The sequence below is a fragment of the Arthrobacter sp. LFS091 genome (genome assembly GCF_047977885.1).
In the GTDB taxonomy this organism is placed as follows: domain Bacteria; phylum Actinomycetota; class Actinomycetes; order Actinomycetales; family Micrococcaceae; genus Arthrobacter.
In genome coordinates this window covers 99,893-112,181 of the sequence record NZ_JBFPFP010000010.1, presented here as the reverse complement: position 1 = coordinate 112,181, position 12,289 = coordinate 99,893, and the positions used below count along the sequence as shown (strand labels likewise).

General features: G+C 63.3%; 10 protein-coding genes. 5 read left to right on the top strand and 5 right to left on the bottom strand.

From position 1 onward, the window contains the following. Positions 1-162 precede the first annotated feature (162 nt). A complete protein-coding gene (locus ACNQOP_RS18505; protein WP_018778705.1) occupies positions 163-384 on the top strand; it encodes a DUF7455 domain-containing protein in 222 nt (73 codons plus the stop codon). 173 nt (positions 385-557) lie between these two features. On the opposite strand, the gene ACNQOP_RS18500 is transcribed toward ACNQOP_RS18505, so the two are convergent. The 4 genes from ACNQOP_RS18500 to ACNQOP_RS18485 form a co-directional block, all read right to left on the bottom strand. After that, on the bottom strand, positions 558-1,862 hold the full coding sequence (locus tag ACNQOP_RS18500; protein WP_235520476.1) for an RNA polymerase sigma factor: 1,305 nt from the start codon (positions 1,860-1,862) through the stop codon (positions 558-560). Positions 1,863-2,106: 244 nt separating this feature from the next. Beyond that, entirely contained in the window at positions 2,107-3,357 is a 1,251-nt protein-coding gene (locus tag ACNQOP_RS18495; RefSeq protein ID WP_416405391.1) for a DUF4192 domain-containing protein, read from the bottom strand. Positions 3,358-3,435: 78 nt separating this feature from the next. Continuing rightward, entirely contained in the window at positions 3,436-4,797 is a 1,362-nt protein-coding gene (locus ACNQOP_RS18490; RefSeq protein ID WP_257368408.1) for an MFS transporter, read from the bottom strand. 35 nt (positions 4,798-4,832) lie between these two features. Next, complete coding sequence (locus ACNQOP_RS18485; RefSeq protein WP_416405390.1) at positions 4,833-5,771, bottom strand: proteasome assembly chaperone family protein; 939 nt, start codon at positions 5,769-5,771, stop codon at positions 4,833-4,835. 350 nt (positions 5,772-6,121) lie between these two features. Here ACNQOP_RS18485 and ACNQOP_RS18480 point away from each other — a divergent pair, with 350 nt between their 5' ends. The 4 genes from ACNQOP_RS18480 (at position 6,122) to ACNQOP_RS18465 (ending at position 11,669) form a co-directional block, all read left to right on the top strand. Then, entirely contained in the window at positions 6,122-7,645 is a 1,524-nt protein-coding gene (locus ACNQOP_RS18480; protein WP_416405389.1) for a leucyl aminopeptidase, read from the top strand. Positions 7,646-7,939: 294 nt separating this feature from the next. After that, positions 7,940-9,322 (top strand): dihydrolipoyl dehydrogenase, encoded by a 1,383-nt coding sequence (lpdA, locus tag ACNQOP_RS18475; protein WP_235520471.1) that lies wholly within the window; start codon positions 7,940-7,942, stop codon positions 9,320-9,322. A gap of 113 nt (positions 9,323-9,435) precedes the next feature. Beyond that, positions 9,436-11,184 (top strand): 2-oxoglutarate dehydrogenase, E2 component, dihydrolipoamide succinyltransferase, encoded by a 1,749-nt coding sequence (gene sucB / locus ACNQOP_RS18470; protein WP_416405388.1) that lies wholly within the window; start codon positions 9,436-9,438, stop codon positions 11,182-11,184. A 131-nt stretch (positions 11,185-11,315) separates the two neighbouring features. After that, positions 11,316-11,669 carry a hypothetical protein gene (locus ACNQOP_RS18465; protein ID WP_235520469.1) on the top strand — a complete coding sequence of 118 codons (354 nt, stop codon included), beginning with the start codon at positions 11,316-11,318 and terminating at the stop codon, positions 11,667-11,669. Between the two features lie 130 nt (positions 11,670-11,799). On the opposite strand, the gene ACNQOP_RS18460 is transcribed toward ACNQOP_RS18465, so the two are convergent. Next, positions 11,800-12,183 carry a VOC family protein gene (locus tag ACNQOP_RS18460; protein ID WP_416405387.1) on the bottom strand — a complete coding sequence of 128 codons (384 nt, stop codon included), beginning with the start codon at positions 12,181-12,183 and terminating at the stop codon, positions 11,800-11,802. Between the last annotated feature and the right edge of the window lie 106 nt (positions 12,184-12,289).

Sequence of the window (12,289 nt, the reverse complement as noted above, 5' to 3'; positions counted from 1 at the left end):
TGCGGCCACCGACAGGTACGGGTTGCCACTCCCGGGCCAGGGCAACCCGGAAGGTTACGTTACGCACATGTGATACGCGGACAGCGAAAGTGACCCATCCTTGCCATGGATCTGCGTCGAATGCTGGTTATATGGATGTACAGAACTACTAAGGAGGCCGACATGACAACAGCAGTTGCAGACCGCACGCTGAACGCAGCTGACCGGTGCGATCGTTGCGGAGCCCAGGCGTATGTCCGCGTTGTACTCGAGTCCTCCGGTGGTGAGCTTCTTTTCTGCGGCCACCACGCACGTGCAGTTGAAGCTACGCTTCGGCCCATGACTTCGGACTGGCACGATGAGACCGAGCGCCTCAATGAGAAGGCTCCCGTCCCCGTCGACTAAGGCAGGGCACACCGGCAAAGTCCGGAAAACCGTTTGAGCGCACAGGGCTCCTCCCGATCGGGAGGAGCCCTTTTGCGTTGTCCCCGCCATGTTCAGACGCCAGGTGTGTTGCGGACAAGAAAGCGGCCCAGCCGGAGATCCGACTGGGCCGCCCACTGGGTGCCTCGAACTGTTTAGTCCAGGTAGTCCCGGAGGACCTGTGAACGGGAGGGGTGCCGCAACTTGGACATGGTCTTCGATTCGATCTGACGGATACGCTCGCGCGTCACTCCATAGACCTTGCCGATTTCGTCTAAAGTCTTCGGCTGGCCGTCGGTCAGGCCGAAGCGCATAGCCACGACGCCGGCTTCACGCTCGGACAGGGTGTCCAGGACGGAATGCAGCTGCTCCTGGAGGAGGGTAAAGCTGACCGCGTCCGCGGGAACAACAGCTTCCGAGTCCTCGATCAGGTCACCGAACTCCGAGTCGCCGTCCTCACCCAACGGGGTGTGCAGGGAAATAGGCTCACGGCCGTACTTCTGGACTTCGACGACCTTCTCGGGCGTCATGTCCAGCTCCAACGCCAATTCTTCCGGCGTAGGTTCGCGGCCGAGGTCCTGGAGCATCTGCCGCTGGACACGGGCCAGCTTGTTGATGACTTCCACCATGTGCACCGGGATACGGATGGTGCGGGCCTGGTCAGCCATCGCGCGGGTGATGGCCTGGCGGATCCACCAGGTGGCGTAGGTGGAGAACTTGAAGCCCTTGGTGTAGTCGAACTTCTCCACGGCGCGGATGAGGCCCAGGTTGCCTTCCTGGATCAGGTCGAGGAAGAGCATGCCACGCCCGGTGTAGCGCTTGGCCAGCGAAACAACGAGCCGCAGGTTGGCCTCAAGGAGGTGGTTCTTGGCGCGCTTGCCGTCGTGGATCACGAATTCCAGTTCGCGCTTGAGCTTCGGGTCCATGGATCCGTCGTCAGCGTTGATCTTTTCTTCGGCGAAGAGTCCGGCTTCAATGCGGAGGGCGAGGTCGACTTCCTGCTCGGCATTCAGCAGGGCGACCTTACCGATCTGCTTCAGGTAGTCCTTGACGGGGTCGGCCGTAGCGCCGGCCGACATGACCTGCTGCACGGGAGCATCGTCATCATCGGCATCAGAGTAAACGAACCCGGAACCGGACGGAGCTGCCTTTTCCTTGGGGGCAGCGGCATCCTCTGCGTCGTCATCTCCGACTTCAACCTCTTCCGCTGCAGCGGGATCGAAGTCTTCGTCTTCGGCGTTGGCGTCCTCGGCGTCTGAGGACTGGTTCGCGGCTTCAGCGGCGGCCTTCGCGCCGGGCTTGGGTCCGCGCTTCTTGGGTGCAGGCTTGTCAGAGCCAACCTCTGAGGCTTTGTTGGCAGCACGCGTAGCGGCGCGCTTTGCCGATGTGGCCGCCTTCTTTTCCTCAGCGGACAGTTCGGCCAGGTCGGCGGGTTCCTTCTCGACGGAAGACGGGGTCACAGAAAACCTTTCTAGCGGCGGTCTGTGGAATCACCATACGGGCAACACCACTATGACCCTGTCAAGTCCGCGATCAATTTCAAATGTGATCGCCGCCTGCAGAGTCCTTATGTAGAACTCCCGACGACGCTGTTATGTTCCCGATCTCCGGGACACTTCAGGCATTCGAACGCGGACCCAACCGGGTCTCGGCATCCATTGTCTCACGATTTTGGAAAACCCACGCCTGATAAATGGTCAAGCACTACACAGAAAGGTCACGCCGCCCCCGCCAGGCCGATTCAGGGCGTCGCGCCCACTCGCAAATGGCACCCTGCGCCAGAACGTCACTGAGCAGTTCTGCCAACCGGTAGCCGGGACACGCTGACTCTGCGAGCTCCAGGCTGGCATGGGCTATTGAGCCCCTGCCTTTGCACCAGGAAATCCAGCCTTGGATGGTCAAGGCTGCCGCAGCCACGGCACCGTTTTCCTCTTCGACGCACAGAGTCGACATAACCTGTTGCAGGGCGTGGAGCTGAGGCCAAAGGGGCACCTCTGGCCGCATTCCCAGAAGCACGTCGCCGTAGGTGTACACGTCCACCGCGCTCCACGACCCGGCCGACGACGCTTCGGACGCAACGGCTGGCACCCCCACCTCGCACGGATCGAAGACGGGGTCTTCCCCGCCTTCATCATCAAAGAACCCGTATGCCGCGGCTCCGGACTTTGCCGACTCCATTCCGGCGGCTGCCATGACGATGACAGCGTCCCGCCATGCCGGGACCTTCAGTGTCATCCGCAGGAATCCTACGAGCGCGGCATCCTGTCCCGGGTGTAACGGAGCGCGTTCCCCCCTGGTCGTGATGACGTGCTGCCAAACGGCCAGGACCGCGTCCAAGCACCGCTCGCTGCGCCACAGGCTGAGCATCCGCTCACCGTAGTGCGTTTCCGCCTCGAGAACTCCCGCATCAAGGCTCCCGGGCCGGGCGAGGGACGACGTGCCTGGGCCCGCTCCCGGTGGTGGACCGACCATACTCCCCTGGTACACCAACTCTGCGCTCAGCCTGCTGTCCCTAATGCTGTCGACGGAGCGGCCGGGCACCGGGCAACAACCTATATCAGTGCAGTAAGCACTGCGCCAATAGTCCTTTCCCACCAACCACGCGTCCCGAACAGATAAATCCACCTCGTCCAGGCATTGACGCAGCTCCTCGAGTAGCGGAACCATGGTGCGGACCACGGCACCGTCTGCCCAACCGGAATCGGAGTAGAGGGCCAGGAGAACGCCATCCGCTTCTTCGTCAGCGATCAGGTAGCTGCGGACCCGGTCGGCGAAACCGGCAAGCACCTGCGGCGCATGTCGGGCGGGAAGATCGACGCGCAGTGTCGCGCCGAGAACCTTCCCCTGCATGGTGATCGCTACGAGGCTGTCTTCAGGCCAGTAGCCCAACATATGCGGAATGTAGCCGAGGACGTCTTCGGGTTGGCGGATGCTCAGGATCTTGTTTGTTGTCATGGCTCCAGCCTGCGCAGGCCGCGTCGGCACCACCAGAAACCATTCGCCGTATGTGGAAAAGCTGCGGTCGTTCTTCCCCTAGGCGCCGTTCGGCCCGTTGCCCACGGCCCGCTGGTTGCGACGACGCTCTATCCGTTCCCGGCGCTGCTTGGCGAGCGTAGCCACCAAGGGAGGCACGTGGATTCCCTGGGCAGCCATCTGCCGGCGGACCTTGCGCCGTGTCATCAGGATCAGGACCGTTCCAAGCCCAAGGAGCACGAACTGAACGCTGAGGGCAATGCGGAAGGACGCCAGGCCGTACAACTCACCACCGGAGAAGCCACTTGCATTGAGCAGGTCCAGGACAAGGCCAATGAGGTAGATCGCGACGAGCGCCGCGATGAAGCCCCCGACGTTGACGATCCCTGTAGCCGTGCCGATCCGATGGGAAGGGTTGAAGGTGCGGGCGAAGTCGAATCCAATCATGGATCCAGGGCCACCAATGGCCAGCACAACCACGAGGATCACCAGGAGCCATAGGGGGGCCCGTTCAGGCAGGGCCAGGACCGCAGCCCAGGCCAGGGCCGTCGCGAGCGTGATCAGCAGGACCAGCGCAGATCGTCGCATGGGATGCTTGGCGACGAAGCGTCCGAAGCCTGGACCTGCCACGATGGCCGTACCCACGAAGAGCGCCATCAACGCCGAAACCGTGCCAGCGTCCAGGCCTTGGGCGGAGAGCAGGAATGGGTAGCCCCAGGTCATCGCAAAGAGGTTTCCACTGAATTGCACGGTGAAGTGGCTCCAGAGCCCGAGCCGGGTGCCGGGCTGCTTCCAGGCACGCGACAGCGAGACACCGGTAGCCCGGAGCCCTTGACCTTCCGCCCGCGGCGGGTGCCCTGGAGGCGCGTCCCGCAGTAGTGCAAGCACCAGGACGACGGCGAGCACCGACATTGCGGCCAGCGTCAGGAACGCCGGCGTCCAACCGGCGGAATGCAGGAGCAGCGCGAAGGGAACGACGCTGAAGAGTTGTCCCAGTTGGCCGCACATCCCAGTGAGCTGGGTAACCAGCGGCACCTTGGCCGGGGCGAACCATAAGGGGACCAGGCGGATCACGGAGATGAAGGTCATGGCATCGCCTGCCCCTACCAGGACCCGACCCAGGACCCCGCCGGGAACACTCTCAGCGAAAGCCAACTGCAACTGTCCCAAGCCCATGAGGACGGCACCACCGGCCACCATGGCACGGGAACCGAAGCGGTCCACCAGGACACCCACCGGGATCTGCAGGCCGGCGTAAACCAGCAACTGCAGCACGGTGAAGAATGAGATCGCAGCAGCACTGGCGTCAAAACGTTCGGTGGCTTCCAGGCCTGCGACACCAAAGGATGTACGCTGCGCGACGGCCACCAGGTAGGCGAACACGCCGATTGTCCAGATGAGCCAGGCGCGGGGAGCATTCACCCCCCAATTATGCCTCCCGCGACTTCAAAGCTGATTTATTGCGGCGAGTCTTTACGGGCCAGGTATGCCTCCACGGCCGCACCGATGTCCTCGGCGTTGGGCAGCTCGTCATTCTCGTCGGCCAGCAACGAACGGCGCACAATGCCTTCGGATTTCTCGTCGTACCGGGTCTCCAGGTTGGCGACCACGGCTTGAACCTCTTCGGAGGCCTGGATCTGCTCGGCGATCTGGCGGCCCACTTCGCGTCCCGCTTCACGAAGCCGGTCGGTGGGCAGCATCAAGGATGTTGCGGCACCCAGGTACTCCAACCCTGCCACGGCGGCTGGCGGGTACTCGGCTTCGGCAAGGTAATGCGGGACGTGGATGACGTAGCCTGCCACGTTTCGCTCCGCTTCAGTGAGCCGAAGCTCAAGGATGTGGCCAATGGCGGCGGGCACCTCGACGGTGGGCTTCCAGCTGGAGATGCCATCGATCAGTTCGGGCCGGTTTCCGTGCACCGTGACACCAACCGGCCGCGTGTGCGGTACCGGCATGGGGATGGAATGAATCCACGTCACCAGGTTCACGTCCAGCTTCTCGACGATTCCGACGACGGCCCGGGAGAATCGCTCCCACTGGAGGTCCGGTTCAAAACCGGCCAGCAGGAGGAAGGGCTGGCCGAGGCCGTCGTTCAGCTTGTACAAGCCCAGCTTCGGGGCCTGGTAGTCCTCGAGGTGGTCTTCGACGAAGCTGATGTGCGGCCGCCGCGAACGGTAGTCGATGAGCTGGTCGGCGTCGAACATGGCAACGACCTGGACGTCGTCTCCGTCCAATAGCTCGGCGTTGATCTGCCGGACCACGTGACCGGCATCGGCGAAGCCCGTGAAGCCCATGACCATGTCCAGGCCCCGGAGTTCAGGACTGTGGAACGTCTCGATGTTGCTCGCATAGAGCGACTCGGGGTCCAGGAGGGAGCCGGATATCCGTTCAAACACGGCATGTTCCTTTCACGAAGACAAACTTCACGACAACGACAAATTTCAGGGTGGCCAGCGGTTGCCGGAGGTTGGAACCAGGGACTCCACCCGCCCGGCAGCGGCACTCTTCTCTAGTTGTACAACGCACTGCTTCGACCGGGCATTCCTGCCCCCGTTGTGCTGCAGCTCTCATTTAATTGCTGCCCAAAGCACCCGAGAGACTACGATCGAAACGGACCGGCGCCTTTGCGGCGCCGGTCCTGAACTCCAAGGCCGCCGTCGCAAGATGACGTGGGGCGACAACCGGGGCAGGCCGCCAAACATGCGGCCCCGCCATGCAATGCAGAGAGAAGTGAGGACAGATCCTCGTGGTCAAGACTACTGACATCATCCTGGGCATCATCGCCAAAGACCTGAAAAAGTCCCCCAGCGACGCCCTTGTGCTTGGCGTTGCGCAGGGAACGGACGGGCCCGTCCTGCTGTCGAACCCGTTGAGCGCGAAGGCGGCCGAATCGGTAGCCGGCTCCCTTAAGCTGCTGGGGATCACGGGCGCGGCGGATCAGGTTCACCGGCTCCCGGGGCTGACGGAAACGGGTTCAGAGATTCTGGTCCTGGCGGGCGTGGGCAAACTGCTCGACGGCGGCAGCCTCACCGAAGAGGCTCTGCGCCGCGCAGCAGGATCTGCCGTCCGACAGCTCGCAGGCGTCTCATCGGTAACCCTCGCATTCCCGACGACCACCGTCGCCGACGTCGCAGCAGTCGCCGAAGGTGCGGCCCTGGGCGCCTACTCCTACACGGAGCACCGCTCCAGCAAGGACGGCCTGAAGGCTCCGGTCGCCAAAGCCCTGATTTTCTCGGATGTAGACGCCAAGGACGCACAGCCCGCATTGGACAGGGCAATCGTCCTGGCACGCGCAGTCAATGCCACCCGGACGCTGGTCAACCAGCCGCCCAGCCACTTGTACCCCGAGTCGTTTGCCGAGTCCGCCAAGGACCTCGCCAAGGGCCTCCCTGTGAAGGTAACGGTCTGGGACGAGAAACGACTCGAAAAGGAAGGTTTCGGGGGCATCATGGGCGTCGGCAAGGGTTCAACCCGCCAGCCCCGCCTGGTCAAGGTCGAATATGCCCCTGCCAAGGCCACCAAGAAGATCGCCCTCGTCGGCAAGGGCATCACGTTCGATACCGGCGGCATCTCGATTAAGCCGGCCCTCGGAATGGGTGACATGAAGAGCGACATGGCCGGTGCCGCCGTCGTACTTAACGCAGTCCTGGCCATCGCCTCGCTTGGCCTTCCCATCAAGGCGACCGCGTGGCTCTGCATTGCCGAGAACATGCCGTCCGGTGCCGCGCAGCGGCCCGCCGACGTGCTGACGGTCTACGGCGGCAAGACGGTCGAAGTCCTAAACACTGACGCCGAGGGCCGCCTCGTTATGGCAGACGGCATCGTCGCGGCCAGCTTGGAGAAGCCGGACGCCATCATTGACGTTGCCACCCTCACGGGCGCCCAACTGATTGCTTTGGGCCTGCGTACAGCCGGGGTCATGGGCTCCGACTCCGTCACTGCTGCCCTGAAGTCAGCCGCGGACAGGGCCGGCGAGCTGGTGTGGCCGATGCCCCTGCCCGAAGAACTGCGCCCGAGCCTCGACTCGCAGGTTGCGGACCTGGCCAACATCGGTGAGCGCAACGGTGGCATGATGACCGCTGCGGTCTTCCTGCGCGAGTTCGTGGGCAAGAACGGCGACGGCCAGCAGATCCCGTGGGCCCACGTGGACATTGCCGGGCCGTCGTTCAACAACGGCAGCCCGTACGGCTACACCCCCAAGCAGGGCACCGGCTGCACCGTGCGGACCTTGGTTGCCTACGCCGAGGACCTCCTGGCGGTATCCGCCTAGCATCATTCCCTGCCCTCCAAGGGCGTGCGGGCCCCTGCGCATCCATGCAACGGGGCCCGCACAACCCCGGAATTATGCGGCGTGTAGGGCTGTGTCACAAGTGAACGTGAGTCTCGACACAAGCGCACCACAAACGCCCGCGGAGGGTGGAGCATGGGTAGGTGGTTCGCTAAGGTGAACTCGGTAGTCACAAATGCAAGAGAACTTAGGTGCTGGCATAATCACGGCAGAACAAGTTCCAAAGACCAGATGGCACGCAGTCCCGTGTCATCACTCACGCGAGGGAGCGTTTTAGTGGCCGATCAGGCAACTGCGCAAGAATTCGACATCCTGGTACTCGGTGGCGGCAGCGGCGGCTACGCCACTGCCCTGCGGGCCGTGCAGCTTGGGTTCACCGTTGGCCTTGTGGAAAAGGCAAAGCTCGGCGGGACCTGCCTGCACAACGGCTGTATTCCCACCAAGGCCCTCCTGCACTCGGCCGAACTGGCCGACCATGCACGCGATTCCGCCAAGTACGGCGTTAACGTCACGCTGGACAGCATCGACATGCCGGCCGTAAACGCCTACAAGGACGGCATCATTGCCGGAAAGTACAAGGGCCTCCAAGGACTCATCAAGTCCAAGGGCATCACCGTCATCGAAGGTGAAGGCAAGCTCCAGGGCAACAACACCGTCGTCGTGAACGGCACGTCCTACACGGGCAAGAACATCGTCCTTGCCACGGGTTCCTACTCCCGTTCGCTGCCTGGCCTCGAAATCGGCGGCAAGGTCATCACCTCGGACCAGGCCCTCACCATGGATTACATCCCCAAGAGCGCCATCGTCCTGGGCGGCGGTGTCATCGGCGTCGAGTTCGCTTCCGTATGGAAGTCCTTCGGCGTTGACGTCACCATCATCGAAGGCCTTCCCTCCTTGGTTCCCAACGAGGACGCCTCGATCGTGAAGAACCTCGAGCGCGCCTTCAAGAAGCGTGGCATCAAGTTCACCACCGGGATCTTCTTCCAGGGCGTCGAGCAGAACGACGACGGCGTCAAGGTCACCTTGGTCGACGGCCAGACGTTCGAAGCCGATCTCCTGCTCGTAGCAGTCGGCCGCGGTCCTGTGACCGCAAATCTGGGCTACGAAGAAGCCGGCATCACGATCGACCGTGGTTTCGTCATCACCAACGAGCGTCTCCACACCGGCGTTGGCAACATCTACGCCGTGGGCGACATCGTCCCGGGCGTCCAGCTTGCACACCGCGGCTACCAGCAGGGCATCTTTGTCGCCGAGGAAATCGCCGGCCTCAACCCGGCCATCGTCGAGGACATCAACATCCCCAAGGTCACCTACTGCGAGCCTGAAATCGCCACCGTCGGTTACACCGAAAAGGCCGCCAAGGCCAAGTTCGGCGACGACCAGGTGCAGACCCAGGAATACAACCTTGCCGGCAACGGCAAGAGCTCCATCCTTGGTACCGGTGGCATCGTCAAGCTCGTCCGCCAGAAGGACGGCCCCGTAGTTGGCATCCACATGATCGGTTCGCGCATCGGTGAGCAGATCGGTGAGGCCCAGCTGATCGTGAACTGGGAAGCCTACCCGGAGGATGTGGCCCAGTTGGTCCATGCCCACCCCACCCAGAACGAAGCACTGGGCGAAGCCCACCTCGCCCTCGCGGGCAAGCCGCTCCACGGCTAAGTCTTTACCCAAGACAAACGGGTCGGGTGCATGCGGCGGAATCAGCCGGATGCACCCGACCCGGACCAGCAGAATTCATCCGCACAAAGATCAATAAGGAGAACGGGGACGACATGTCTGAATCCGTTAACTTGCCCGCCCTCGGTGAGAGTGTCACCGAAGGAACCGTCACCCGCTGGCTCAAGCAGGTTGGTGACCGGGTGGAGATCGACGAGCCGTTGCTCGAGGTTTCAACCGACAAAGTAGACACCGAAATCCCTTCTCCGATCTCAGGCGTCATCGAAGAAATCCTCGTCGCTGAAGACGAGACGGCCGAAGTTGGCGCCCCCTTGGTCCGCATCGGCGACGGCTCAGGCTCTGCTGCCGACGCCGCGCCGGCCCAGGAGGCTCCGGCTGCGCCCGCAGAGGAAGCACCCGCTGCACCTGCACCCGCGGAAGAGGCTCCCGCAGCACCTGCTGCCGACGCTCCCGCAGCCTCCGGCGGCGAAGGCCACGAAGTAACCCTCCCAGCACTCGGCGAGAGTGTCACCGAAGGAACTGTGACGCGCTGGCTCAAGGCCGTGGGCGACACCGTTGAGGTTGACGAACCGCTCCTCGAGGTTTCCACCGACAAGGTCGACACCGAGATCCCCTCCCCCGTTGCCGGTACCCTTCAGGAGATCCGCGTCAACGAAGACGAGACTGCTGAAGTTGGCTCTGTCCTGGCCGTCATCGGCTCGGGCGCGGCACCTGCGGCGGCTCCGGCCGCGGCACCTGCGCCTGCTGCCGAGAAGCCCGCTGAGGCACCGGCTGCGCCTGCCGCTGCGCCTGCACCTGCTGCCCCCGCGGCTGCACCGGCTCCCGCGGCCCCCGCCGCTGCGCCTGCACCTGCTGCCCCGGCTCCCGCTGCCCCGGCCGCCGCACCCGCCAGTGACGCGTCTGCCTCGGAGTCCGGCTACGTCACTCCCCTGGTCCGCAAGCTTGCCAACCAGCACGGCGTAGACATCACCTCCGTTGCCGGCACCGGCGTCGGTGGCCGCATCCGCAAGCAGGACGTCCTTGCTGCCGCTGAAGCCAAGCAGGCTGCAGCTGCACCGGCAGCCCCGGCGCCCGCTGCAGCGCCTGCTGCCAAGTCGGCTGCGCCGGTCGTGGCTTCGTCCCTGCGTGGCACCACGGAGAAGGCCCCGCGTATCCGCCAGGTCATCGCCCGCCGCATGCGCGAGTCCCTTGAGGTCTCCACCCAGCTGACCCAGGTGCACGAGGTCGACATGACCAAGATCGCCAAGCTCCGCCTCAAGGCAAAGAACTCGTTCCAGGCCCAGAACGGTGTCAAGCTGACCTTCCTGCCGTTCATCGCCAAGGCAGTTGCCGAGGCCCTGAAGCAGCACCCCAAGCTGAACGCTGCGTACGATGAGTCCAAGCAGGAAATCACGTACCACAACGCCGAGCACCTGGCGATCGCCGTCGACACTGACAAGGGCCTCCTGGTCCCCGTCATTTCCGACGCAGGCAACCTCAACCTTGCTGGCCTGGCCGGCAAGATTGCCGACGTCGCGGGCCGTACCCGTGATGGCAAGATCGGTCCGGACGAACTGTCCGGCGGTACGTTCAGCATCACCAACATCGGTTCCGTTGGTGCACTGTTCGACACCCCGATCATCAACCAGCCACAGGTTGGCATCCTGGGCACCGGCGCCATCGTCAAGCGCGCCGTTGTGGTTGCCGATGAGAACGGCGACGACTCGATTGCCATCCGCTCCATGATGTACCTGTCGCTGACGTACGACCACCGTCTGGTGGACGGTGCCGACGCCGGCCGCTTCCTGCAGACCCTCAAGGCCCGCCTTGAGGAAGGTGCTTTCGAAGCGGACCTGGGTCTCTAGGATCACGAACCCGTAAGCACTGCGGAACTGAAAGGGCAGGTTGCCGGATATCCGGCAACCTGCCCTTTTGCTATAACCACCTGCGCGTGGCTTTGCTACGCGACGTAGAACCCTCTGGATAAGCTGGAGCCATGAGTATTCTGTTCAGCATTCTGGTGTTCTTCCACATTGTCGGCGCAGCCATGATCGTGGGTTACTGGATCGCAACCCTCCGGGAGCCCACGGTCCACCCCCGCCAGCGCGACGGCGCGTTCCTCCAGCTCCTGACGGGCATTGCCATGATGGGCGTCCTGCCGATGCTTCCCAACGCCGATCCCAACTACTTCAAGCTGGGCGTCAAGTTCGCCATCGCAGTGGCTGTAGCGGTCCTCGCCGTCATTGGCTCCCGCAAGGTCAAGAACGGCGAACCGGTGTCCACCGGCCTGGCACACAGCGTGGGTGGCCTCGCCCTGGTGAACATCGCCATCGCCACTCTCTGGAACTGAACCGGATTCGATCCGCGGTAGCTTTCCCGTAGAAAGCACTGCCGTCCCGTCCTGCAAGCCTGCAGGGCGGGACGGCTTCTGCGTTAAGAGGTAGGGACGCTGACGGAGCCACGCTGGTTACCCGCGCTGGCTACTCCTGGGCAATGCAGAACTCGTTACCCTCGGGGTCACGCATCACGTCCCAATGGAAATCTGCAATATCGTGGCTCTCGACAAAAGTAGCCCCCAGCGACTCGGCCTTCACCCGCAAAGCCGCGGCGTCGGCGTCGTGCAGGTCCAGGTGGAGGCGACGTCGGCCTTCCGTTGGTGCTGCGACTTGTTGAAAAGCCAACTGCGGCAGGCCAGGCTCCGCGGAGCGCAACCAAATGAATCCCTCATGCTCCGCGGCTATGGGCATCTCCAACAGGTCCGACCAAAAAGCGGCAAGGCGGGAAGGGTCCACCGCGTTAACCATGATCGAAGCTATTCTCGGGGCACGGCGTTGGGCGCCGGATGATTTTTCCTGTGTGTCCATTCGGCCAGTCTAGGGGTCACAATCCACTGTCAGCAGAATGGCCGTGCAGTCCTGCCGCCAAATCCCTAGGATTGATCCCGGTGGCACCGGCCCATGCTGGTTGCCG